General features: G+C 59.8%; 23 protein-coding genes and 1 other RNA gene. 4 read left to right on the forward strand and 20 right to left on the reverse strand.

Annotated features, from left to right (window positions below; translation table 11 throughout):
- Window positions 1-119 precede the first annotated feature (119 nt).
- The 18 genes from lpxC to rsmI form a co-directional block, all read right to left on the reverse strand.
- Complete coding sequence (gene lpxC, locus ACMXYH_RS26960; RefSeq protein ID WP_095130494.1) at window positions 120-1,031, reverse strand: UDP-3-O-acyl-N-acetylglucosamine deacetylase; 912 nt, start codon at window positions 1,029-1,031, stop codon at window positions 120-122.
- A gap of 112 nt (window positions 1,032-1,143) precedes the next feature.
- Window positions 1,144-2,337: a cell division protein FtsZ gene (ftsZ, locus tag ACMXYH_RS26965; RefSeq protein ID WP_134418962.1), complete on the reverse strand. Its 1,194-nt coding sequence runs from the start codon at window positions 2,335-2,337 to the stop codon at window positions 1,144-1,146.
- A gap of 67 nt (window positions 2,338-2,404) precedes the next feature.
- On the reverse strand, window positions 2,405-3,664 hold the full coding sequence (gene ftsA / locus ACMXYH_RS26970) for a cell division protein FtsA (RefSeq protein ID WP_033061341.1): 1,260 nt from the start codon (window positions 3,662-3,664) through the stop codon (window positions 2,405-2,407).
- 14 nt (window positions 3,665-3,678) lie between these two features.
- Window positions 3,679-4,548, reverse strand: a complete 870-nt coding sequence (locus tag ACMXYH_RS26975; RefSeq protein WP_008147517.1) for a cell division protein FtsQ/DivIB — start codon at window positions 4,546-4,548, stop codon at window positions 3,679-3,681.
- 4 nt (window positions 4,549-4,552) lie between these two features.
- Complete coding sequence (locus ACMXYH_RS26980; protein WP_415765490.1) at window positions 4,553-5,521, reverse strand: D-alanine--D-alanine ligase; 969 nt, start codon at window positions 5,519-5,521, stop codon at window positions 4,553-4,555.
- Window positions 5,518-6,978 carry a UDP-N-acetylmuramate--L-alanine ligase gene (gene murC / locus ACMXYH_RS26985; RefSeq protein ID WP_415765491.1) on the reverse strand — a complete coding sequence of 487 codons (1,461 nt, stop codon included), beginning with the start codon at window positions 6,976-6,978 and terminating at the stop codon, window positions 5,518-5,520. The genes ACMXYH_RS26980 and murC overlap by 4 nt, the downstream gene beginning before the upstream one ends.
- Entirely contained in the window at window positions 6,971-8,041 is a 1,071-nt protein-coding gene (gene murG / locus ACMXYH_RS26990) for an undecaprenyldiphospho-muramoylpentapeptide beta-N-acetylglucosaminyltransferase (RefSeq protein WP_415765492.1), read from the reverse strand. The genes murC and murG overlap by 8 nt, the downstream gene beginning before the upstream one ends.
- Window positions 8,031-9,248: a putative lipid II flippase FtsW gene (gene ftsW / locus ACMXYH_RS26995; protein ID WP_095130486.1), complete on the reverse strand. Its 1,218-nt coding sequence runs from the start codon at window positions 9,246-9,248 to the stop codon at window positions 8,031-8,033. Before ftsW ends, murG begins: the two co-directional genes overlap by 11 nt.
- Window positions 9,245-10,591 carry a UDP-N-acetylmuramoyl-L-alanine--D-glutamate ligase gene (gene murD, locus ACMXYH_RS27000; RefSeq protein ID WP_415765493.1) on the reverse strand — a complete coding sequence of 449 codons (1,347 nt, stop codon included), beginning with the start codon at window positions 10,589-10,591 and terminating at the stop codon, window positions 9,245-9,247. Before murD ends, ftsW begins: the two co-directional genes overlap by 4 nt.
- A gap of 5 nt (window positions 10,592-10,596) precedes the next feature.
- On the reverse strand, window positions 10,597-11,679 hold the full coding sequence (gene mraY / locus ACMXYH_RS27005; protein ID WP_033061333.1) for a phospho-N-acetylmuramoyl-pentapeptide-transferase: 1,083 nt from the start codon (window positions 11,677-11,679) through the stop codon (window positions 10,597-10,599).
- Entirely contained in the window at window positions 11,679-13,046 is a 1,368-nt protein-coding gene (locus ACMXYH_RS27010) for a UDP-N-acetylmuramoyl-tripeptide--D-alanyl-D-alanine ligase (protein WP_415765494.1), read from the reverse strand. Before ACMXYH_RS27010 ends, mraY begins: the two co-directional genes overlap by 1 nt.
- Window positions 13,039-14,502: a UDP-N-acetylmuramoyl-L-alanyl-D-glutamate--2,6-diaminopimelate ligase gene (locus tag ACMXYH_RS27015; RefSeq protein WP_415765495.1), complete on the reverse strand. Its 1,464-nt coding sequence runs from the start codon at window positions 14,500-14,502 to the stop codon at window positions 13,039-13,041. The genes ACMXYH_RS27010 and ACMXYH_RS27015 overlap by 8 nt, the downstream gene beginning before the upstream one ends.
- Window positions 14,502-16,241 carry a peptidoglycan D,D-transpeptidase FtsI family protein gene (locus ACMXYH_RS27020; RefSeq protein ID WP_178084128.1) on the reverse strand — a complete coding sequence of 580 codons (1,740 nt, stop codon included), beginning with the start codon at window positions 16,239-16,241 and terminating at the stop codon, window positions 14,502-14,504. The genes ACMXYH_RS27015 and ACMXYH_RS27020 overlap by 1 nt, the downstream gene beginning before the upstream one ends.
- Window positions 16,241-16,534, reverse strand: coding sequence for a cell division protein FtsL (ftsL, locus tag ACMXYH_RS27025; RefSeq protein ID WP_033053422.1), 294 nt, complete (start codon window positions 16,532-16,534; stop codon window positions 16,241-16,243). The genes ACMXYH_RS27020 and ftsL overlap by 1 nt, the downstream gene beginning before the upstream one ends.
- Window positions 16,531-17,478, reverse strand: a complete 948-nt coding sequence (gene rsmH, locus ACMXYH_RS27030; RefSeq protein ID WP_008147489.1) for a 16S rRNA (cytosine(1402)-N(4))-methyltransferase RsmH — start codon at window positions 17,476-17,478, stop codon at window positions 16,531-16,533. Before rsmH ends, ftsL begins: the two co-directional genes overlap by 4 nt.
- Window positions 17,475-17,930 carry a division/cell wall cluster transcriptional repressor MraZ gene (gene mraZ / locus ACMXYH_RS27035; protein WP_008147486.1) on the reverse strand — a complete coding sequence of 152 codons (456 nt, stop codon included), beginning with the start codon at window positions 17,928-17,930 and terminating at the stop codon, window positions 17,475-17,477. The genes rsmH and mraZ overlap by 4 nt, the downstream gene beginning before the upstream one ends.
- 356 nt (window positions 17,931-18,286) lie before the next feature.
- Window positions 18,287-18,640: RNase P RNA component class A (rnpB, locus tag ACMXYH_RS27040), an RNA gene on the reverse strand.
- A gap of 75 nt (window positions 18,641-18,715) precedes the next feature.
- Complete coding sequence (gene rsmI / locus ACMXYH_RS27045) at window positions 18,716-19,621, reverse strand: 16S rRNA (cytidine(1402)-2'-O)-methyltransferase (RefSeq protein ID WP_165353260.1); 906 nt, start codon at window positions 19,619-19,621, stop codon at window positions 18,716-18,718.
- 176 nt (window positions 19,622-19,797) lie between these two features.
- Here rsmI and ACMXYH_RS27050 point away from each other — a divergent pair, with 176 nt between their 5' ends.
- From ACMXYH_RS27050 to ACMXYH_RS27065, 4 genes are all read left to right on the forward strand, one after another.
- A complete protein-coding gene (locus tag ACMXYH_RS27050; protein WP_129441365.1) occupies window positions 19,798-21,609 on the forward strand; it encodes a penicillin-binding protein activator in 1,812 nt (603 codons plus the stop codon).
- Entirely contained in the window at window positions 21,609-21,971 is a 363-nt protein-coding gene (locus tag ACMXYH_RS27055) for a YraN family protein (RefSeq protein WP_019582357.1), read from the forward strand. Before ACMXYH_RS27050 ends, ACMXYH_RS27055 begins: the two co-directional genes overlap by 1 nt.
- A gap of 104 nt (window positions 21,972-22,075) precedes the next feature.
- Window positions 22,076-22,669 (forward strand): phosphoheptose isomerase, encoded by a 594-nt coding sequence (locus ACMXYH_RS27060; RefSeq protein ID WP_123365680.1) that lies wholly within the window; start codon window positions 22,076-22,078, stop codon window positions 22,667-22,669.
- Window positions 22,666-23,244: a BON domain-containing protein gene (locus ACMXYH_RS27065; protein WP_008147477.1), complete on the forward strand. Its 579-nt coding sequence runs from the start codon at window positions 22,666-22,668 to the stop codon at window positions 23,242-23,244. The genes ACMXYH_RS27060 and ACMXYH_RS27065 overlap by 4 nt, the downstream gene beginning before the upstream one ends.
- A 184-nt stretch (window positions 23,245-23,428) precedes the next feature.
- On the opposite strand, the gene ACMXYH_RS27070 is transcribed toward ACMXYH_RS27065, so the two are convergent.
- Complete coding sequence (locus ACMXYH_RS27070) at window positions 23,429-23,842, reverse strand: ClpXP protease specificity-enhancing factor (RefSeq protein ID WP_008155980.1); 414 nt, start codon at window positions 23,840-23,842, stop codon at window positions 23,429-23,431.
- A 16-nt stretch (window positions 23,843-23,858) separates the two neighbouring features.
- A complete protein-coding gene (locus ACMXYH_RS27075) occupies window positions 23,859-24,476 on the reverse strand; it encodes a glutathione S-transferase N-terminal domain-containing protein (RefSeq protein ID WP_008155978.1) in 618 nt (205 codons plus the stop codon).
- Between the last annotated feature and the right edge of the window lie 9 nt (window positions 24,477-24,485).

Here is a 24,485-nt window from a genome sequence, read left to right on the forward strand (position 1 = left end):
TCATTTTGGAACGCGTTTCTCTGTAGGAGCTGCCGAAGGCTGCGATCTTTTGATCCTGGATCCAGGCATAAAAAAGGCCACCCGAAGGCAGCCTTTAAAAAACTAGAGAGGTTTTTTACTTACACGGCCGCAACTGGACGCATGTAAGAGATCGGTGCAGTGCTGGCGTCTTCGAAAGTCACGACTTCCCAAGCATCTGTCTGCTCAATCAACTTGCGCAGCAGCTGGTTGTTCAATGCATGTCCGGACTTGAAGCCCTTGAACTCACCAATCAGGCTATTGCCCAGCAGGTAGAGGTCACCAATTGCATCGAGGATCTTGTGCTTCACGAATTCGTCTTCATAGCGAAGGCCGTCTTCGTTCAGTACACCATCCGCGTCGACCACAATAGCGTTTTCAACGCTGCCGCCGAGTGCGAGGTTGTGCTTGCGCAGGTACTCGATATCACTCATGAAACCAAAGGTACGGGCGCGGCTGACTTCTTTTACAAACGAAGTGCTGGAAAAATCCACGCTTGCACTTTGTGTGCGGTCACGGAAAACCGGGTGATCGAAATCGATCTCGAAGCTCACTTTGAAACCTTCGAAAGGGACGAAAGTGGCGCGCTTGTCGCCGTCTTCCACTGTCACTTCCCGCAGGATCCGGATGAACTTCTTGGCGGCGTCCTGTTCTTCCAGGCCGGCCGATTGGATCAGGAATACGAAAGGTCCAGCGCTACCATCCATGATCGGAACTTCAGACGCGGAGAGCTCGACGTAGGCGTTATCGATGCCCAGGCCAGCCATGGCCGAGAGCAAGTGCTCCACCGTATCCACTTTGGTGTCACCACTGACCAATGTGGTCGACATCGTGGTTTCACCAACGTTTTCCGCGCGGGCAGGAATCTGCACCACAGGGTCGAGATCGGCACGAACAAACACAATGCCGGTGTCGATAGGTGCGGGCTTGAGGGTCAGGTATACCTTCTCCCCGGAGTGCAGGCCTACACCTGTAGCACGGATAATATTTTTCAGTGTGCGTTGTTTAATCATGGCTTGGGCCGCTTCAGCGCAAATTGCGAACTGGTATCAACAAAGGCTGGCGATGATAGCAGACCAGACCTTTGCTGAACACCAATCACCTTCATAGCCCTGATACATTCCATTAATCGGCCTGACGACGCAGGAAAGCCGGGATGTCCAGGTAGTCCAGATCATCTTGCGGATTCATCTTCGCGGCAGTCGCAGCACCGGCCTGAGCCTGGTTGCGCATGACGGTCGGACGGTCCAGGTCACGGTAGTTTACCGCAGGCGCTTCCTGACGAGCAGAAGCTTGTTGCTGCGGCTGCGATGCCACGGACGTGTGCATGGTGTTGTCGATAACCTTCACAGGCTTCTCGATTTTCGCGCCCAAACCAGTGGCAACTACAGTCACGTGCAGCTCGTCGCGCATGTCCGGATCGATAACGGTACCGACCTTGACCATTGCGTGTTCGGAAGCAAAGGCTTCGATGATGCTACCCACGTCGGAGTACTCACCCAGGGACAGGTCAGGACCGGCGGTGATGTTCACCAGGATGCCGCGTGCACCTTGCAGGTTCACGTCTTCCAGCAGTGGGTTGCGAATGGCCGCTTCAGTGGCCTCACGTGCACGGTTCGGACCGCTGGCGCAGCCAGTGCCCATCATCGCCATGCCCATTTCGCTCATCACGGTCCGTACGTCGGCAAAGTCGACGTTGATCATGCCCGGACGCTTGATGATGTCGGAGATACCGCGAACGGCACCGGCCAGTACATCGTCGGCCTTGGCGAATGCGGACAGCAGGCTTGCGTCCTTGCCAAGGATGGTCAGCAGCTTCTCGTTGGGAATGGTGATCAACGAGTCGACGCTTTCAGACAGCAGACGGATACCTTCGTCGGCGATCTGCATGCGCTTGCGGCCTTCGAACGGGAACGGACGAGTCACCACCGCAACGGTGAGAATCCCCATTTCCTTGGCCACTTCAGCAATGATCGGCGCAGCACCGGTACCGGTACCACCGCCCATGCCAGTGGTGATGAACACCATATTGGTGCCCTGCAGGACTTCGGCAATGCGCTCACGATCTTCGAGAGCGGCCTGACGACCTACTTCAGGGTTGGCGCCAGCGCCGAGACCTTTGGTCACGCCGGTGCCCAGTTGCAGGATGGTCCGCGCGCCGATGCTTTTCAGCGCTTGGGCATCAGTGTTGGCGCAGATGAATTCAACGCCTTCAATGTTGCTCTTGACCATGTGGTTGACGGCGTTGCCGCCGCCTCCGCCAACACCGATAACTTTAATAACCGGGCTTGCGGGGATGTTGTCTACGAGTTCGAACATTTTCCCTCTCCTTACATTCTCTAGTTTTTTCGCCTACTGCTTTTTGCTGCGGTGCTGCGGTAAATCTTTAGAAGTTGCCTTGTACCCAGCTCTTGAAGCGATCGAGCAAGGCGACTTTCGGTTCTTCGTTGCTGTAGCTGTCGCGGCTGCTGATGCCCGAGAACGAAATCCCGTCGGACTGCTTTTGCAGGCCGTACATCAACAGGCCAACGCCAGTGGAATAAATCGGGTTACGAACCACGTCGTCCAGGCCCTTGACGCCATGCGGCACGCCCAGGCGAACCGGCATGTGGAAGATTTCTTCGGCCAATTCGACCGCGCCTTCCATCTTCGACGTACCACCGGTCAGCACGATGCCGGCCGGGATCAGGTCTTCGTAGCCACTGCGACGCAGTTCGGCCTGGATCAGCGTGAACAGCTCGTCGTAACGCGGCTCGACCACTTCGGCCAGGGCCTGGCGGGAGAGCTCGCGCGGTGGACGGTCGCCAACGCTTGGGACCTTGATGGTTTCACCGGCACCGGCCAGTTTGGCCAGGGCGCAGGCGTAGCGAATCTTGATTTCTTCGGCGTACTGGGTCGGGGTGCGCAACGCCATGGCGATGTCGTTGGTCACCTGATCGCCCGCAATCGGGATCACCGCGGTGTGACGGATCGCGCCTTCGGTGAAGATCGCGATGTCGGTGGTGCCGCCACCGATGTCCACCAGGCACACGCCCAGCTCTTTCTCGTCGTCGGTCAGGACCGAGTAGGCCGACGCCAGTTGCTCGAGAATGATGTCGTCGATTTCCAGGCCGCAGCGACGCACGCATTTTTCAATGTTCTGTGCGGCGTTGACGGCGCAGGTGACCACGTGAACCTTGGCTTCCAGACGTACGCCCGACATGCCCAGCGGCTCGCGAACACCTTCCTGGTTATCGATCACGTAATCCTGCGGCAGGGTGTGCAGCACGCGCTGGTCAGCCGGGATCGCTACAGCCTGGGCGGCGTCGAGAACGCGCTCGAGGTCGGCGGAGCTGACTTCGCGATCACGAATCGCCACGATGCCGTGAGAGTTCAGGCTGCGGATATGATTGCCAGCCACGCCGACGAACGCCGAGTGAATGCGGCAACCAGCCATCAGCTGCGCCTCTTCGATCGCGCGCTGGATCGATTGCACGGTGGACTCGATGTTCACCACCACGCCTTTCTTCAGGCCACGGGACGGATGGGTACCGATCCCGACGATTTCCAGCGTGCCGTCGTCCGAGACCTCGCCGACCAGCGCCACCACCTTGGAGGTGCCGATATCGAGACCGACGATCATTTTGCCGCTTTGCACGTTTGCCATGGTCCTGCCTCTTCTTAATTCTTCGCGACAGCGGGTTGGGCTGTCGTGGGCGCTACAGGTTCCCGCCAGCCAACAGCGAGGCCGTTGGCGTAGCGCAGATCGATGCGCGCAATGTTCGTAATCTGTTCTTTAAGCGTCTTGTCATAGATGGCAATGAAGCGGCGCATCTTTTCCAGCAGGTTGCCGCGTCCCAGCAGCAGTTCGATTCCCGGGCCTGCGCTGCCGGCGCCGGTGGTCAGGAACCAGCTGCCTCGGTCACGCAACTCCAGGCGCGCAATCGAGAAGCCCAACGGCCTGAGCATCTGGCTCAGCACCTGGTATTGCTGCATCACTTGCTGTTGGGCCCGTTGTGGGCCGAACAGCTGTGGCAAGTGTTCGTAGTTCGCCAGCTCTCGCGGGGTGAACGCCTGCCCCTGGTTGTTCAACAGCGACTCATCGCCCCAACGGGCCACCGGCAGTTGTTCTTCCAGGCGGATCACCACTTGATCCGGCCACACCCGACGCACTTCGGCGTGGGCAATCCATGGCATCGTTTCAAGCTCGGTGCGCATGCTCGCAAGATCGATGGTGAAGAAGCTCGACGCCACGTACGGGGCGATCCGCTGCTGCACCGCTTGCTGGCTGATGTAACTCAAGTCGCCCTGCACGTTGATCTTGGTGATCGGCCGGTCGGCGTACGGCAGCAAACGCTGTGCGCCTTCGTAAGTACCGAAACCCAGTGCGACCAGCAGCACGGGCCAGAACAGGCTTTTCAGAAAACCAAAATTGGCTTTCGGCAGGCGCGCAGACATCGGCTCTTTGGCCACCATTCGGCTGGCACCCCGCGGTACCGGCTTGCGGCCGGGTGGTGCGGAGGGCTGATGTCTCAGCTGTGCGCCTTGCATGGTCTTAACCTCGCGGCTCAACATTATTGGCAACGCTAGCGGCCAAAATCGCCAAAACCAGTTGCTGGAAATCCAGACCGGCAGCACGAGCCGCCATCGGCACCAGACTGTGATCGGTCATGCCCGGTGCGGTATTGACTTCCAGGAACCAGAACTGCCCGTCGGCGTCCTGCATCACGTCAGCCCTGCCCCAACCGGCGATACCCAGCGCCTCACAGGCTTTCGCCGTGAGGTCCATCAGTTCTTTTTCTTTGCTGCTCTCCAGGCCACACGGAATCCGGTACTGGGTATCGGAAGCCACGTACTTGGCGTCGTAGTCGTAGAAACTGTGCGTCGTGCCCAGGGCAATCGGTGGCAACACCTGGTCACGCAGGGTGGCGATGGTGAACTCCGGACCTTGAATCCATTGCTCGACCAACACTTGCGAATCGTAGGTACTGGCCGCTTTCCACGCGTCGATCAACTCCGACGCGGAGGTCACTTTGGCCATCCCGATACTTGAACCTTCATGGGCCGGTTTGACGATCAAAGGGAAGCCCAGTTCCGTCGCCGCCGAAATACAATCGGCCTCGGAGCTCAGTACGGTATGGCGTGGCGTCGGAATACCGAGGCTGTGCCAGACCTGTTTGGTCCGCAGCTTGTCCATGGCCAGCGCGGAAGCAAGAATGCCGCTGCCGGTGTACGAAATACCCAGGCATTCCAGCAGGCCCTGCATGCTGCCGTCTTCACCGCCACGACCGTGGAGAATGATGAAGGCGCGATCGATTTTTTCGTTCAGCAGACGCTGCAAAAGATCATCGCCCACGTCGAGACCAAACGCGTCCACACCGGCGCTCAGCAACGCGTCGAGAACTGCGTTACCCGACTTCAAGGAAACCTCACGCTCGGCACTTTTGCCGCCGAACAACACGGCGACGCGGCCGAAATCTTTCGGCGCAATAGTGGAGACGAGGTTGGCGTAAGCAGCAGTCATTTCAACTTCCCCACAGTTGGCGCGGCAATGGCGCCAGCGAACAACGGACTTTTCAACAGTTTCGGTGCGAGACCGCCGATGTCACCGGCGCCCTGGCACAGCAGGATGTCGCCAGCACGCAGCAGCGGCTTGACGATGGGCGCGAGGTCAACGCCGCGCTCGATGTAGATCGGGTCGAGCTGACCGCGCTGACGGATGCTGTTGCACAACTTGCGGCTATCAGCGCCCGGGATCGGTTCTTCACCGGCCGGGTAGACTTCCATCAGCAGCAGAACGTTGGCGTCGGCCAATACATTGACGAAATCGTCGTACAGGTCGCGGGTCCGGCTGTAACGGTGCGGCTGGTAGACCATCACCAGACGGCGTTCCGGCCAGCCACCGCGCACGGCTTTGATGACCGCTGCGACTTCGGTCGGGTGGTGACCGTAGTCGTCGACCAGCATCACGTTGCCGCCTTCTACCGGCAGTTCGCCGTAGACCTGGAAGCGTCGGCCGACACCCTGGAACCCGGACAGGCCCTGGACGATGGCTTCATCGCTGACGCCTTCATCGGTGGCGATGCAGATGGTTGCCAGTGCGTTCAACACGTTGTGGTTGCCCGGCATGTTCACCGAGACATCCAACGGCTCGCGGTCAGGGCGCAGCACGGTGAAGAAGGTCTGCATGCCTTGCTGGCGCACATTGATCGCGCGCACGTCGCAATCGTCGCCGAAGCCGTAGGTGACCGTCGGGCGTTTGACCAGCGGCAGGATTTCACGCACCACCGGATCGTCCAGGCACACCACCGCCAAACCGTAGAACGGCAGGTTGTGGAGGAACTCGACGAAGGTTTTCTTCAGTTTGTTGAAGTCGCCGTCGTAGGTCGCCATGTGATCGGCGTCGATGTTGGTGACCACGGCCACCAGCGGCTGCAAGTGCAGGAAGCTGGCGTCGCTTTCGTCAGCTTCAGCGATCAGGTAACGGCTGGTGCCAAGCTGGGCGTTAGTGCCCGCTGCATTCAGACGGCCACCGATCACGAATGTCGGGTCCAGGCCACCGGCGGCAAACACCGAAGCGATCAGGCTGGTGGTGGTGGTTTTGCCATGGGTACCGGCGACGGCGATGCCGTGGCGGTAGCGCATCAGCTCAGCCAGCATTTCAGCGCGAGGCACCACCGGGATGCGGCGTTCCAGGGCAGTGGCGACTTCTGGGTTGGAGGTGTTCACGGCGCTGGAGGTGACCAGCACGTCAGCGTTCGCCGCGTTCTCGGCGCGGTGGCCGATATAGATGTGCGCGCCAAAGGATTCCAGGCGTTCGGTCACCGGCGAGGCTTTCAGGTCGGAACCGGACACTTCATAGCCCAGGTTCAACAACACTTCCGCGATGCCGCACATGCCCACGCCGCCGATACCGACGAAGTGGATTTTACGGATGCGGCGCATTTCCGGTTGCGGCATGGCTTTCTGATTCTCAACCATGGGCCACCTCCAGGCAGGTGTCGACCACGTTACGGGTTGCATCGGGTTTCGCCAGGCGGCGTGCCGCGGTGGCCATGTCGGTGAGTCGTTGTGGTTGCATCAGGACCTCTGTCAGGCGTGCGGCAAGATCCGCTGCGCCAGTCGTTCTTTGCGGCATCAGGAAGGCAGCGCCTTCACGGGCCAAATAATCGGCGTTGCGGGTCTGGTGATCGTCGATCGCGTGGGGCAAAGGCACCAGCATCGAGGGCAGACCGGCGGCGGCCAGTTCACTGATGGTCAGCGCGCCTGCGCGGCACACCACCAGGTCGGCCCAGCCATAGGCTTGGGCCATGTCATTGATGAAAGGCTGCACTTGCGCCTCGACGCCAGCCGCGCGATAGCGCTCTGCAGTCACTTCATCGTGGTTTTTGCCGGCCTGATGAAACACTTCCGGACGCAGGTCGGGGGCGACTTGCGACAGGGCTTCAGGCAGCAACTTGTTCAACGGTTCTGCGCCCAGGCTTCCACCCAGGATCAGCAAACGCGCCTTGCGACCGGCCAGAGCCTGTCGCGGTGTTTCGAGGAACAGCTCGGTGCGCACCGGGTTACCGGTGGTCCGACGGCTGCCCGACAGGGTAAAGGTGTCGGGGAACGCTTCACAGACTCGGGCGGCCAACGGCACCAGCAACCGATTGGCGGTACCGGCTACGGCGTTCTGTTCATGAACGATCACCGGCACGCCGGCCAGTTTGGCTGCAACGCCACCAGGACCGGTCACATAACCGCCAAAGCCGACGACACACACCGGCCGCAGCTGACGAATGATCGCCCGCGCCTGCCAGATCGACTTGAGCAACATGAACGGAGCCTTGAGCAGGGACAGCTTGCCCTTGCCACGCAGACCGCTGGCATTGATCCGATGCAATTCGATGCCGGCCACCGGAACCAGATCGTTCTCGATGCCACGCGGGGTCCCGAGCCAATGCACGGTGTAACCACGGGCCTGGAATTCGCGAGCACAGGCCAGCGCCGGGAACACGTGGCCACCGGTGCCGCCCGCCATGATCAATACGTTAGCGCCCATGGGTCGGCTCCTCGGCGAAGTCGCTCTCATGGAACTCCATCTCTTCGCTGCCCAAGTGGGTTCGACTTTCCCATTCAATGCGCAGCAACAAGCCGAGACAGGCACAGCAGATCACCAACGAGCTACCGCCATAACTGAGGAACGGCAGGGTCAGACCTTTGGTTGGCAGCAGACCGACGTTCACCCCGATATTGATCAGGAACTGACCAATCCACAGGAACGACAAGCCGTACGCGATGTAGGCGGCGAAAAACTGCTTGGCCTTCTCGGCCCAATAACCGATGTACATGCCACGAATACAGACAAAGACGAACAGCGCTACCGTGCACAACGAACCCACGGCACCCAGTTCTTCGGCCAGGACCGAGAACACGAAGTCGGTGTGGGCTTCCGGCAGGTAGAACTGTTTCTGCACGCTGTTGCCCAGGCCAACGCCCAGCCATTCGCCGCGACCAAAAGCGATCAACGCTTGAGACAACTGATAGCCGGCACCGAACTGGTCGGCCCACGGATCCGCAAAGTTGGTCAGGCGCGCCATTCGATACGGCTGCACTTGAATCAGCAACACCACCGCCGCGACCGCCAGGACAACCATCAGGGAAAAACGGAACAGCCCGACCCCGCCGAGGAACAGCATCGCAGCAGCAGCCCCCATCATCACGACGGTGGCACCGAAGTCCGGCTCCATCAGCAACAGACCCGCCATCGGCAGCAAAACGATGAATGGCTTGAAGAAGCCCATCCAGCTTTCACGCACTTCTTTCTGGCGACGCACCAGGTAACCGGCAAGGTAAATGACGACAAATACCTTGGCGATTTCCGACGGCTGAACGTTGAAGAAACTGAAGCCGATCCAGCGCATCGAACCGTTCACTTCACGGCCGATCCCCGGGATGATCACCATTACCAGCAAACCGAACGCACCAATCAGCATCAGCCAGCCCAGGCGTTGCCAAGTGGCGATCGGAATCATCATGGTGACGATGCAGGCACCCAGGCCCAGCACAATGTAGATAAGGTGGCGAATCATGTAATACAGGGCACTGCCCGACTGCACAGCCGCCACTTCGGTCGATGCCGATGCAATCATGACCAGCCCGAGGCCGATCAATGCCAGGCAGCCGGCGAGCATCGGGAAGTCGAGGTCGATGCCGCGTCCGGTGATGATCGGCGACGGATAGGGTTTGATGATGTTCATCAGGCTCATACCAGATCCTCCACAGCGCGGACGAACTGGTGACCACGGTCTTCGTAATTCTTGAACATGTCGAAACTGGCGCAGGCGGGCGACAGCAGCACGACGTCGCCCGGTTGCGCAGCGGCGCGGCACTGCTCGACTGCTTCGATCAGCGAAGCGGCGCGGATCAGCGGCACGGCATCGCCAATGGCCTCACCGATCTTGTCGGAGTCGCGGCCCATCAGGATCACGGCGCGGCAGTTGACCGCCACCGGAGCACGCAGATCATTGAACTCGGCGCCCTTGCCATCTCCACCGGCGATCAGCACGACCTTGCCGTCGATGTCCGCGCCCAGGCCTTCGATGGCAGCCAGTGCGGCGCCGACGTTGGTGGCTTTGGAGTCGTTGTAGTAGCCCACGCCATTCAGGTCACGGACCCATTGGCAGCGATGCTCAAGCCCGGCAAAAGTACGCAGGCTCGACAGCATGGCGTCGAACGGCAGGCCGACCGCGTGGCCCAGCGCCAATGCCGCCAGGGCGTTGGACTGGTTGTGGGCGCCGCGAATTTTCAACTCGCGCACCGGCATCAGGTTCTGGAATTCGAAGGCCAGGTACTTCTCGCCGTCTTCTTCGCGGATACCGAATGCCTTGAAATCAGGTTTGCTCAAACCGAAGGTCCAGCACGGCTGGCCTTCGCCAATCAGCGGACGGCTCAGGGCATCCTGACGGTTGACCACAAACTGCTTGGCACCCCGGAAGATCCGGTGCTTGGCCAGGTGATAGGCCGGCAGACCGCTGTAGCGATCCATGTGGTCTTCGCTGACGTTGAGCACGGTCGCCACTTCGGCGTTGAGTTGATCGGTGGTTTCGAGCTGGAAGCTCGACAGTTCCATCACGTACAGCTCGACGTCGTCGCTGAGCAGGTCCAGCGCCGGCGTGCCAAGGTTGCCGCCAACGGCGACACGCTTGCCGGCCGCCGCAGCCATCTCGCCGACCAGTGTGGTGACGGTGCTTTTCGCGTTGGAACCGCTGATGGCGACGATCGGCGCCTTCGCGTTACGCGCGAACAGCTCGATGTCACCGGACAATTTCACGCCACGGGCGGCGGCAGCCTGCAGGGCCGGGGTCGCCAGCGCCAGGCCGGGGCTCACGTAGAGCTCGTCGGCGCGGCACAGGAATTCGACGTCCAGCTCGCCACAACGCACTTCCACGTGCGGATAGTCACGCTTGAGCGTGGCCAGTTCCGGTGGATTTTCCCGCGTATCGGCGACGGCAAACGACGTGCCCCGGTTCGCCAGGAAGCGAACCAGGGACATGCCGCTCTTGCCGAGGCCGACAACGATGCGGAAGTGGTCAGAAGCGATCAGAGACACTCGTTCTACCTCAGCTTCAGGGTGGCAAGGCCAACCAGCACGAGAATCACGGTGATGATCCAGAAACGGACGATCACGCGCGGCTCGGGCCAGCCCTTGAGTTCAAAGTGGTGGTGAATCGGTGCCATGCGGAACACACGGCGACCGGTGAGCTTAAAGGAAGCAACCTGAATGACGACCGACAGGGTCTCCATCACGAACACGCCGCCCATGATGAACAGGACGATTTCCTGACGGACGATCACCGCGATGGTGCCCAGTGCCGCGCCCAGCGCCAGTGCGCCGACGTCGCCCATGAACACCTGAGCCGGATACGTATTGAACCAGAGGAACCCGAGGCCCGCGCCGATCAAGGCGCCGCAGAACACGATCAACTCGCCTGCGCCCGGTACATACGGGATCAGCAGGTATTCAGCGAATTTCACGTTACCCGACAGGTAGCAGAAGATCCCCAACCCGCCGCCGACCATTACGGTGGGCATGATCGCCAGACCGTCGAGGCCATCGGTCAAGTTGACCGCGTTGCTCGAGCCGACGATCACGAAGTAGGTCAGGACGACGAAGCCTATGCCCAGCGGAATGCTGTGGTCCTTGAGCATCGGCAAAATCAGGGTGGTTTCCACCGGTGTCGCTGCGGTCATATAAAGGAAGATCGCCGCGCCCAGGCCGAACACCGATTGCCAGAAGTACTTCCAGCGGCTCGGCAAGCCACGGGAGTTCTTCTCGATCACTTTGCGGTAATCGTCGACCCAGCCGATCGCGCCAAACAACAAGGTCACCAGCAGAACGGTCCACACATAACGGTTGGTCAGGTCAGCCCAAAGCAACGTGCTGACGCCGATGGACGACAGGATCAGCGCGCCGCCCATGGTCGGGGTGCCGGACTTGGACAGGTGCGATTGTGGACCGTCGTTACGAACGGATTGACCGATCTGACGGTTCTGTAAAGTGCGGATCATCCACGGGCCATAGCACAGCGACAAAACCAACGCGGTCAGCACACCGAGAATCCCGCGCAGGGTCAGGTACTGAAAGACCGCGAAGCCTTTGTAGAACTGTTGCAGATACTCCGCTAGCAGCAGCAGCATTAATGTTTCTCCAGGCTGGTCCCGCACAAAGCGGCGACGATGTTTTCCATCGCAGCGCTGCGCGAGCCCTTGATCAAAATGGTGGTGTTTGTGTCTTGCTCGGCGCCCAGGGCCTTGATCAGTTCAGCCTGAGTGCTGAAGTGATAGGCCTGCTCGCCGAAAGCGTTCACGGCGTGGGCCATCATTGGCCCGACAGCGTAAAGCGCGGAAACCTTGCCGCGGGCGTACTCGCCCACATCGCGGTGCCCCTGCTCCGCCCAATCGCCCAACTCGCCGATATCCCCGAGCACCAGAACGGTGCGGCCGGAAAAGCCGGCGAGTATATCAACGGCGGCGCACACGGAGGTGGGGTTCGCGTTGTACGTGTCATCGATTACGCGCATGCCATTGGTGGCCAGTTGCGCGACGGTGCGACCTTTGACCGGTTGCACCGCGCCGAGACCGGTGGCGATGCCGAACAGAGACACGCCCAGCGCATGGGCGGCGCCGGCGGCGGCCATGGCATTGGCGACGTTATGGGTGCCGAGCAGGTTCAGTTGAACGCGCTCCATACCTTCAGGAGTGTGCAGGTTGAACACCGGGCAACCGCGAGCGTCGCGGTCCAGATCGCTGGCGTAGAAATCGGCACTGACATTGCTCAGGGCGAAGGTCAGCACTTTGCGACCGGCAGCGCGGGTCTTCCAGATGTCGAACGCCTTGTCGTCAAGATTGAGAACGGCGACGCCATCGGCATCCAGCCCTTCAATAATCTCGCCCTTGGCTTCAACGATTTTTTCCGGCCCGCCGAACTCGCCGACGTGGGCGGTCCCGGCGTTGTTGAGCACGGCCACATGAGGCTTGGTCATGTCGACGGTGTAGGCAATTTCGCCGAGCCGCGAAGCACCCAGTTCAATCACCGCAGCGGTATGTTCCGGTGCGAGTTCGAGCAGGGTCAGCGGAACGCCGAGGTCATTGTTCAGGTTGCCACGGGTCGCCAACACTGGACCGCGCGTGCGCAGGATGCTGGCGAGCATTTCCTTGACCGTGGTCTTGCCGCTGGAACCGGTGATCGCTGCGACAGGATGGGTGTAGGCCGCACGGTTCAACGCACCGAGTTGCCCCAGCGCCTGACGAGTATCTTTCACCAGCAATTGCGGCAGTGTGCTGTCGGCGACTTCATGCTCGACCAGCGCCGCTACGGCGCCTTTTGCGGCTACGTCATTGAGATAGTCATGACCATCGAAGCGCGGACCGGTCAGGGCAATAAAGAGTTGGCCTGGTTTGATCGCGCGGCTGTCGATGCTGACCCCGTCGAAGCTGGCATCGGCAGTGACCAAGCGGGCATTCAGCGCGCCGGTCAGTTCGCTCAGTTTCAAGGCCTTAAGCATGGGCCACCTCCCACGCGGTCAAGGCGTGATCGGCCTCGACCAGATCGGAGAAAGCGTGACGCTGGCCGTTGATTTCCTGATAGTCCTCGTGACCTTTACCGGCCAGGACAATCACGTCATCTGCCGAAGCGCTGGCGATCAATTGTGCAATCGCCCGGCCACGGCCAGCGACGAAGGTGACTTTATCCACAGCGGTAAAACCGGCGCGGATGTCGTCGAAGATCACGGCAGGGTCTTCGGTGCGCGGGTTGTCATCGGTCACAAGCACGCCGTCAGCCAGACGCTCGACCACTTCAGCCATGAGCGGACGTTTGCCGCGATCGCGATCACCACCGCAACCGAACAGGCACAGCAAACGGCCTTTGGCGTGAGGACGCAGGGCCATCAAGACTTTTTCCAGCGCATCCGGTGTGTGGGCGTAATCAACCACTACCAGCGGCTGAGTACCGCCGCCGAGGCGCTGCATGCGTCCGGCCGGGCCTTCGAGTTTCGGCAGCACGTTGAGGATTTCATCCAGCGCGTAGTCCAGACCCAGCAAGGCGCCGACCGCGGCCAGTACGTTGCTCAGGTTGAAGCGACCGAGCAAGGTGCTGCGCAAGTGATGCTCACCCTGCGGCGTGACCAGCGTGGCGCGCACGCCTTCGTCATCGAACTGCGCTTCACGGCAATAAAGATAAGCGCTGGCATCTTCCAGGCTGTAGGTGATCAAGCGCGACTCGCGTTTATCGGCTGCCAGTTGGCGGCCGAATTCGTCGTCGAGGTTGACCACCCGGCACTTCAAATCGTTCCAGGCAAACAGCTTGGCCTTGGCTTCACCGTAGGCTTGCATGGTGCCGTGGTAATCCAGGTGATCGCGGGACAGGTTGGTCATCACCGCCACATCGAACGCCAGTGCGGTAACGCGGCCCTGATCCAGACCATGGGAAGAAACTTCCATGGCGACGGCTTTGGCACCAGCCTTTTTCAGGTCGGCGAGGGTTGCCTGCACGGCGATCGGGTTCGGCGTGGTGTGCAAGCCGCTTTCGAGCGCGCCGTAAAAACCGGTGCCCAACGTGCCGACGATGCCGCAGTGCTGGCCGAGCAAATCCAAGGCTTGCGCAACCAACTGCGTCACGCTGGTTTTGCCGTTGGTGCCGGTCACGCCGATCAGGTTCAGGTGCCGACTAGGGTCACCGTAAAAACGTCCGGCGATGTCCGACAGCTGCGCCGCCAGGCCTTTGACCGGAATCAGCGGAACATCGGTAATCGGCAATACGGTCGCGCCTTCGACTTCATACGCCACAGCGGCAGCGCCGCGTTGCAGGGCGTCGGCGATGTGTGCGCGACCGTCGAACTTGCCGCCAGGGACGGCGAGAAACAGATCGCCAGCCCGCACGTTGCGGCTGTCCAGGGTCAGTTCGCGGATCAACAGATCGCGGCCGGCGTGGGCGAAAATCTTGTTCAGACTCAGAGACATCAGCCGCGCCCTCCATTGGCTTTCAGCGGAACGACCGGTGCTGCGTTCGCTTGTTGAGTAGGTGGCAGGTTGTCCGGGGTGATGTTCATCAGGCGCAAGGTCCCGGACATCACTTTGCTGAACACCGGGGCCGATACCAGACCACCGAAGTAACCGGCCTTGGTCGGCTCATCGATCACCACCACGATTGCGTAACGCGGATCGCTCATCGGGCCAAAGCCTGCGAACAGCGACCGATAGGAATTCTCGGCGTAGCCTTTGGTGCCCACAGATGTCTTACGCGCAGTACCCGACTTGCCTGCCACGTGATACGCCGGTACTTGCGCACGGAACACACCGCGCGGGGCTTCGATCACTTGGGTCAGCATGCCTTGCATGGTTTTCGCGACCGCTTCCGGCAATACCTGAGTGGTTTGCGGTGGCTTGTCCGTTTTGATCAGGGTCAACGGCGCGAGGCGACCGTTATTGGCCAGGGCCGAGAAGGCGTGGACCAACTGGATCGCGGTCACAGAGATACCGTAGCCGTACGACAGCGTGGCGGTTTCAGCCTTGCGCCATTCGCGGTAGTTCGGCAGGTTGCCGACGCGCTCGCCCGGGAAGCCCAGGCCGGTGTCCTGGCCGAGGCCGACTTTTTGCGCCAGACGGAAAATCGTTTCGCCACCGATATCGAAGGCGACCTTACTCATGCCGACGTTACTGGAGTTGATCAGGATGCCGGTGAGGTCGAGCACTGGGCCTTCGGTCTTCGATACGTCCTTGATGGTGTACTTACCAATCTGCAAGGAGCCCGGATACACCTCGACAGTGTCGCTTGGTTTCCAGCGCCCGGTTTCGATCGCGGCGCTCATGGAAATCGCTTTCATGGTCGAACCCGGTTCGAACACGTCGATCATCGCGCGGTTACGCATCATCGCCGGTTGCAGGTTGCGACGGTTGTTCGGGTTGTAGGTCGGCTGGTTGACCATGGCGAGGATCTCGCCGCTCTTCACGTCCATGATCACCAGGCTGCCGGCCTTGGCGCCGTTCTCGATGATCGCGTTACGCAGTTCACGGTTGGCCAGGTATTGCAGACGCAGGTCAATGGACAACGCCAAGGGCTTTCCGGCCTTGGCGTTTTTGGTGACCTGAACATCCTTGATAAGTCGGCCACGCCGATCCTTGATCACCTGTCGCTTGCCGGGGACCCCGGCCAGCCATTCGTCGTAGGCCAGCTCGACGCCTTCACGACCGTGGTCATCGATGTCGGTAAAACCGACCATATGGGCAGTGACTTCACCGGCCGGGTAGAAACGACGAAATTCTTCGATGCCATAAACGCCCGGCACTTTCAGATCGAGCACCGACTGGCCCTGTTCGGGGGTCAGCCCGCGCACCAGATAAATGAATTCTTTGTTGGCCTGGGCCTCGAGACGTTCGGCCAGGGCTTTCGGGTCCTGCCCCAAGGCAGCCGCCAGTGCAGGCCACTTCTCTTTGGCCGTTTGCATTTCCTTGGCATTGGCCCAAAGGGTGGTGACTGGGGTACTCACGGCCAAAGGCTCGCCGTTACGGTCGGTGATCAGACCACGGTGAGCCGGAATCGGGATATGACGAACGCTGCGCGCATCGCCCTGACCTTTAAGAAAGGCACGGTCGACTACTTGCAGATCGATAATGCGCCAGGAAATCGCCGCGACCATGACGCCGAGCAAACCCAGCACCAGGCGGAACCGCCATGGAAAGAGTGCGCCCTCGAGTTTCATCATGGCGCCACCATCTGCACTTCAGCGGCGCCAGGAATGCGCATCTTCAATTGCTCGGTCGCCAGGACTTCGATACGGCTGTGGGCGGTCCAGGTGCTCTGTTCGAGAATCAAACGGCCCCACTCCGCTTGCGCCTTGTCGCGCACGCTCAACTCGTTGTACAGGGAGTTCAACAGTTGACGGTTCCAGTGGGCGCTATAGGAAACGCCGATGGCCGACACGAGCACGCCAATAAACAGCAGAAACATGAAAAAGCTTCCGCCGGGAAGTGGCTTGGCGAAAAGCTTGCTCACCGCAGCTTCTCCGCGACGCGCATGACGGCGCTACGGGAGCGTGGGTTGGCTTTGAGTTCGGCCTCGGAGGCGGACTGCGCTTTGCCATGGATTTTGATTATTGGTTCGAAGGCGACGTGACGTACCGGCAGGTTGCGCGGCAGGTTGTCGGCTTCGCCTTTCACCAGTTTGCGCATGAACAGTTTGACGATGCGGTCTTCCAGCGAGTGGAAGCTGATGACCACCAGGCGGCCGCCGACCTCCAGGCATTCCAGTGCGGCTTCGAGGCCGGCTTCCAGATCACCCAGTTCGTTGTTGACGTGAATACGCAAGCCCTGGAACGCACGGGTCGCCGGGTTTTTGCCCTTTTCCCATGCAGGGTTGGCGACTTTCAGGACTTCAGCCAGATCGGCAGTGCGCTCGAACGGCTTGATGTCGCGACGCTCGGCCACGGCACGGGCCATCCGGCCGGAGAAACGTTCTTCGCCGTATTGCTTGAACACCCGGGCGATTTCTTCCACCGGGGCGGTGTTGACGAATTCGGCAGCGCTGATCCCGCGGGACGGGTCCATGCGCATGTCCAGCGGGCCATCATTGAGGAAACTGAAGCCGCGCTCAGGGTCGTCGAGCTGCGGCGAAGATACGCCGAGGTCGAGCAAAACGCCGCTGACCTTGCCGGCCAGACCACGTTCGGCGACTTCCGAACCGAGCTCGGCGAAGCTGCGCTGTACAACGACAAAGCGGCCGTCTTCGGCCGCTAGCGTTTGCCCGGTGGCAATCGCTTGAGGATCTTTGTCGAATCCGAGCACCCGACCATCGGGGCCGAGCTGGCTGAGGATCAACCGGCTGTGTCCGCCGCGCCCGAACGTACCGTCCAGATAGCAGCCATCAGGACGTACGGCGAGAGCCTCCACGGCTTCGTCAAGCAGTACGGTGATGTGGTTAAAGCCGCTATCAATAGTCACAGGATCAAATCACGCAGTTCATCAGGCATGGCGCCCGGTTGTTGAATGGCAGCCAGGTCAGCGGCAGAAACCGCATCCCAGGCATCCTCGTCCCACAATTGGAACTTGTTCAGTTGGCCTACCAACATCGCGCGCTTATCCAACTTGGCATATTCACGAAGACGCGGCGGAACCAGAAAACGACCACTGCCATCGAGCTCGAGGTCGACGGCATTACCAATCAGTAAACGTTGCAGGCGGCGGTTCTCTTCGCGAAGCGAAGGCAGTGCGCGCAGTTTGGTTTCAATAATTTCCCACTCGTCGAGGGGGTAAACACACAAACACGGATCAACGGCATCAATTGTGACGATTAACTGACCGGAACTACGCGAAACGAGCTCGTCACGGTACCGGCTCGGCATAGCGAGACGGCCCTTTGCGTCGAGACTGATAGCGTTAGCTCCGCGAAACACGTCAGCGTTTCTCCAAATATTAGCGTTTTGAGCTCAAAAAACCCACTTCATGCCACTTTCCGCCACTTGCGCACACTATAGGAATGCGGCCACCGCACCGTCAAGGCGCGGATTAAAGGAAAACCCTTACAGAACTGAGATTTAGGAGTGTAAAAGGAGGGGTAGCGAGAATCTGACCTGTCGTCCTGCTCAATAACTTGAATCAGCACAGAAGGCTGCGTTCGAAAGTTAAAGTAATTTGTTAAGAGTAAGATTTTTTCGGTATTAGGAAAGTGCTTCTGCTGTTGATTCTGTAAGGAGGGAAATTGCTACTACAGGCGCCCTGCTCAATGATTAAAGCAGGGAGGGGGAAAAAGGTGGAGAGTCGATCTGTAAGCCGGGTTCTGTCTTGAACAGTCATTCGTCTACGATGGCCATCACTGGACATCTTTAGCAACCTACCCGGTCCCAGCGCGGGCCACGCCTTGGGACCCTATTTGGTCTTGCTCCAAGTGGGGTTTACCTAGCCACGAACTGTTGCCAGACGTGCGGTGCGCTCTTACCGCACCTTTTCACCCTTACCGGCGCCGAAGCGCTTAGGCGGTTATTTTCTGTGGCACTTTCCGTAGGCTCACGCCTCCCAGGCATTACCTGGCACTTCGCCCTATGGAGCCCGGACTTTCCTCCCCCCCCTAATTTTCATAGAGGGCAGCGACTGTCCGATCGACTCTCCGCCGCGAAGATTAACGGCAGAGCGGCCGAAGGACAAGCGCTAAACGCCTTGGGCCGCGCCTGCACGTCGGTTTTTACTCGCCCTTCTGTTTATCCAGCGCGACCTGATAGAGCACATTCTTGCGCTCGCCGGTAATTTGCGCCGCCAACGCCGCGGCTCGCTTGAGCGGCATTTCTTCAAGCAACAAATTCAGAATGCGCATGGCTTCACTGCTGACGGCGTCCTCGGTCTCGGGGGCAGACCAACCCGCCACCAACACCACGCATTCGCCGCGTTGCTGATTGCTGTCTGACTCGACGAACTCGCGCAACTCAGCCAGTGGCAAGCCCTTAAGGGTTTCAAAGGTTTTAGTGATTTCACGGGCCAGCAAAGCCGGGCGCTCCCCACCGAACACCAGTTCCATGTCTTGCAGACATTCAAGGATGCGGTGTGGCGCCTCATAAAAAATCAGCGTGCGCGGTTCTTCCTTTACCAACTCAAGTCGGGCGCGCCGACCGACAGCCTTGGCCGGCAGGAAGCCTTCGAAGATGAAACGGTCTGACGGCAGCCCCGCCGCCGACAACGCTGCGATCAGAGCGCAGGCGCCCGGAACCGGCACAACATTAATTCCCGCAGCACGAGCCTGGCGCACGAGGTGATAACCCGGATCGGAAATCAACGGCGTGCCGGCATCGGAAATCAGCGCCACATCGTCGCCGGCGAGCAAGCGGGTGATAAAGCGGCTACCTTCATCCCGCTCATTGTGTTCATGACAGGCCGCCAGCGGTGTAGGAATGCCGAAATGCTGCATCAATCGCTGAGAGTGACGGGTATCTTCGGCGGCGATCAGGGCGACCTCGCGCAGGATCTTCAGCGCACGCGCACTGATGTCGTCCAGGTTGCCGATGGGCGTCGCCACCACATAAAGCGAGCCAGCAGCGGAATTCAAAGCACCTGGAGCAGTCAAAGCGCACACCTCATGATCGGTAAAAGCCGCCATTGTAGCGCGTCGCGACGTTCGCGATACGCGCAAGCAACCCTCGGTTTTGCAGCCTTTTGTGCAGTGCCGCAACATTTGCACGAGCTAAATTGATCGATTCACACCAGTAACATCGCGCCCCGGCCAGTGCTTGGGTACAATTCCACGCTAATTTGATCGAGTATCAGGAACACTACATGATCGCTTGCCTGCGGCTGTTCACTGCCCTCTGCCTCGCTGCCTTGCTGGCGGCTTGCGCCAGCTCGCCCTCCTCCAGCCTTGGCGAACTTCCACGGACCCCGGATGCCAGTATCGAGCAATTGCTCGCACAGGCCGCTCAAAGCAAAGACCCGGAAAAAGCCTCCCTGTTGCGCCTGAGCGCGGCAGACCTGGCCTATCGTCAGGGGAATGCCGGCCAGTCCGCGCAAATCCTGCAACAAGTCCCCGTCGAAACACTCAAGCCTGGCCAACAGGTTTTCGCCAGCACCCTGGCGGCTGAATTGGCCATGGTTCGCAATCAGCCGAAAGCGGCGCTGACAGCCTTGAGTCATCCGAGCCTGCAACGCCTGAGTGAACTGCCGGTTGAGCAACAGGTTCGCACCGGCACTGTTCATGCCCGCGCCCTTGAAGCCGATGGCCAGACCCTGGCTGCCGCACGGGAGCGCATCTTCATTGCGCCAATGCTCGAAGGTGAAGCGGCAAGCAAAAACCACGAAGCGATCTGGACCCTGATCGCTTCGCTGCCGACCGACCAATTGCAGCCAAACACCTCCGACGACCTCGGCGGCTGGATGGGCCTGGCGCTGGCAGTGAAAAGTGCCGGCACCGTGGAACAACAGCAAGCGGCGATCGACAACTGGCGCGCACAGAATCCAAAGCACCCGGCCGCCATTCAACTGCCGTTGCCACTGACCAAACTCAAGGAACTGGCCAGCCAGCCCCTGAGCAAAATCGCCCTGCTGCTGCCACAAGACGGCCCGTTGGCGTCGGTCGGCAAAGCACTGCGCGAAGGTTTCATGGCGGCTCACTACCAGGCCCAACAAGCCGGGCAGAAGCCGCCAGCCATCGAGTTCTATGACAGCTCGAAACTCACTTCGATGGACGAGTTCTACCGCAAGGCCCAAGCCGATGGCGTGCAGTTGGTCGTCGGCCCGCTGGAGAAGCCGCTGGTCAAACAGCTCAGCGCTCGCCCGCAACTGCCGATCACCACCCTGGCGCTGAACTACAGCGAAGGCGAACAAGGTCCGGCCCAGCTGTTCCAGTTTGGTCTTGCGGCTGAAGACGAAGCCCGTGAAGTGTCCCGCCGTGCTCGCGCCGATGGCCTGCATCGCGCAGCCATCATGGTGCCGAAAGGCGAATGGGGCGATCGCGTGTTGAGAGCGTTCAGCCAGGATTGGCAGGCTAACGGTGGCAGCATCGTCGCTACCGAACGTGTCGACCAACCGGTTCAACTGGCCCAGCAGATTGCCGACATGTTCCAGCTGCGTCAGAGCGAAGGTCGTGCCAAGAGCCTGCAAAGCACCGTTGGCGGGCAGGTAGCCGCCCAGCCTTCGCGTCGCCAGGACATCGAGTTCATCTTCCTGGCCGCAACGCCTCAGCAAGCCCAGCAGATCAAGCCGACACTGAACTTCCAGTACGCTGGCGACGTGCCGGTTTATGCCACCTCCCACGTGTTCAGCGCCAGCGGCGATGTGAATCAGTACAACGACATGAACGGCATTCGCTTCTGCGAAACCCCATGGTTGCTGGAGGCCAACGATCCACTGCGCAAACAGGTTACCGCTCAATGGCCACAAGCTGCTGGCAGTCTGGGTCGTCTGTACGCGATGGGCGTTGACGCCTATCGCCTGGCACCACGCCTGGGGCAACTCAAGGCATTGCCGGACAGCCGCATCGAAGGTCAATCGGGCAGCCTGGGCATGACTGCAAACCAGCGAGTCGTGCGTCAGTTGCCATGGGCACAGTTCGTGAGCGGTCAGGTTCAACGCCTGCCGGACACCCCGCGCTGATGCCCGACAGGTCACGCCAGCAAAGCGGTAAAGATGCCGAGCGCCATGCGCTCGAGCATCTTCAACAACAAGGTCTGCGCCTGCTGGCGCAGAACTGGTTGTGTAAACGCGGCGAGCTTGATCTGGTCATGCTTGATGGCGATACAGTAGTATTCGTTGAAGTCCGCTACAGAAAAAACACTCAATGGGGTGGCGCGCTCGATAGCATTGATGAGCGCAAACGGCAGAAACTGATTTTTGCCGCGCAGTATTTTCTTCAGCGCGAGTCGCGTTGGGCCAATTCCCCTTGCCGTTTCGACGTGGTTGCCATCGACAGCAACCTCGATCAGTTGAACTGGTTGCAGAATGCCTTCGACAGCTGATCGCGTACGTTCCGAACCGGACACTTTCACCCAACACTTTTGCTCTTTGCTTTGCGGGCTGCACATTCATGTGCCGAGTAGCCGCGCTAATTAAGGTCACACAGATGGACATGCAATCCCGAATTCGCCAGCTTTTTCAGGCCAGTATCGATACCAAGCAAATGGCGATGGACGTACTTGCACCGCACATCGAGCAAGCCAGCCAGGTGATGGTCAACGCCCTGCTCAACGAAGGCAAAATGTTGTCCTGCGGCAACGGCGGCTCTGCCGGTGATGCCCAGCACTTCTCGTCCGAGCTGCTCAACCGCTTCGAGCGCGAACGTCCGAGCCTGCCAGCCATCGCGCTGACCACCGACAGCTCGACGATCACCTCGATCGCCAACGACTACAGCTACAACGAAATTTTCTCCAAACAGATCCGCGCCCTCGGCCAGCCGGGTGACGTTTTGCTGGCGATTTCCACCAGCGGCAACTCGGCAAACATTATTCAAGCGATCCAGGCCGCACATGATCGCGAAATGATTGTCGTAGCATTGACCGGTCGCGATGGCGGCGGCATGGCGTCGTTGCTATTGCCCGAGGACGTCGAGATTCGCGTACCGGCCAACGTCACCGCACGTATTCAGGAAGTCCACCTGCTGACGATCCATTGCCTTTGCGATTTGATCGACAGCCAACTGTTCGGGAGTGAAGAATGACCCCTAATCGCCTAGGCCTTCTGGCCTTGACCCTGTGCCTCGGCATCAGCGGCTGCACCTCGGTGGTTAACGCCAGCCGTGAAGCACCGATCGAAGATGACCGCGGCACCCGCACCTTCGGCAGCAAGATCGACGACTCTCTGATCGACACCAAGGTCGGCGTGAACATTGCCAAGGCCGATCCAGCCCTGGATAACGACTCGCACATCGTCGTCACCAGCTTCAATGGCGTCGTGCTGCTCGCCGGGCAAACCCCGCGTGCCGACCTCAAGGCCAAGGCCGAACAGGCCGCTGCGGCTGTTCAGCGGGTGAAGACAGTCCACAACGAACTGCAAGTCCTGCCACCTTCCGGCTTCCTTGCCCGCCAGAACGACACTTGGCTGACCTCCAAGATCAAGACCCAGATGCTCACCGATCCGAACATTCCGGGCTCGCGCATCAAGGTTGTCACCGAGAACGGCATCGTCTACCTGCTGGGTCTGCTGACCAAACAGGAAGCTGCCCAAGCGACCAACCTGGTGCAAGGCGTTTCCGGCGTACAGAAGATCGTGAAACTGTTTGAGTACATCGACTGATATTTGCTTGCAGGTGATGGCATCCTTGGATCGCCATCGACCTGTAGGAGCTGTCGAGTGAAACGAGGCTGCGATCTTTTGATTTTGCTTTTAAAAGATCAAAAGATCGCAGCCTCGTTTCACTCGACAGCTCCTACGTTTGAAGGAAATAAAAAAAGGGCGATCCTTGCGGATCACCCTTTTTTTATTTCACCACCTTCAAACTCGGTCGACCGCTGGGACGCGGCGGCTCGCTGTCGGGTGGCGGAATGTCGTCATCCGGCTCGATCTCTTCCTCGTCTTCCATAGGCGATTCCAGATCGAACACCATACCCTGACCGTTCTCCCGGGCGTAAATGCCCAGGATCGATGCGATAGGCACGTACAAGGTGTGCGGCACGCCACCGAAGCGCCCTTCGAAGCTGACCGCTTCGTTGTCCATGTGCAGATGACGCACGGCTGCCGGCGATACGTTCAGGACAATCTGTCCGTCACTGGCAAAACCCTGAGGCACCTGTACCGACGGATACTCGGAATTGACCAGCATGTGCGGGGTGCAATCGTTGTCCACAATCCACTCGTAGAGCGCGCGGACCAGATAAGGTCGACTGGAGTTCATAGCGGCTCCTTAAGCCTTAGCGCATATCGCGTTCGACACCAGACAGACTCGCCTGGAAAGCCTCACGCGCAAACGAGCGCTCCATGTAATCAAGCAGCGGCTTGGCAGGCCGCGGCAGTTCTATACCCAGAATCGGCAATCGCCAGAGTATTGGTAATAGGCAGCAATCCACCAGGCTTTGTTCCTCACTGAGGAAAAACGGCTTGTCGGCGAACAACGGCGACACGCCGGTCAGGCTTTCGCGCAGCTCTTTACGAGCCACGACACGGGCTGCTTCCTTGGACCGGGAATCCAGGATCAGATCCACCAGACCACACCAGTCACGCTGAATACGATGAATCAGCAGACGGCTGTTGGCACGCGCCACTGGATAAACCGGCAGTAAAGGCGGGTGCGGGTAACGCTCATCCAGATATTCCATCACCACGGTCGACTCCCACAACGCCAGGTCACGATCGACCAGGGTGGGCAAGCTGCCGTAAGGGTTCACTTCAATCAGTTTAGGCGGCTGGCGACCAGCTTCCACGTAAATGATCTCGGCGCTGACACCCTTCTCTGCAAGTACGATACGCACTCGGTGGGAATAGTGGTCGGCGGGGTCGGAGTAACAGGCCAACCGATTGGTCACGCCCATGGCGGTCCT

This window comes from Pseudomonas frigoris (assembly GCF_047758635.1).
Lineage (GTDB): Bacteria > Pseudomonadota > Gammaproteobacteria > Pseudomonadales > Pseudomonadaceae > Aquipseudomonas > Aquipseudomonas frigoris.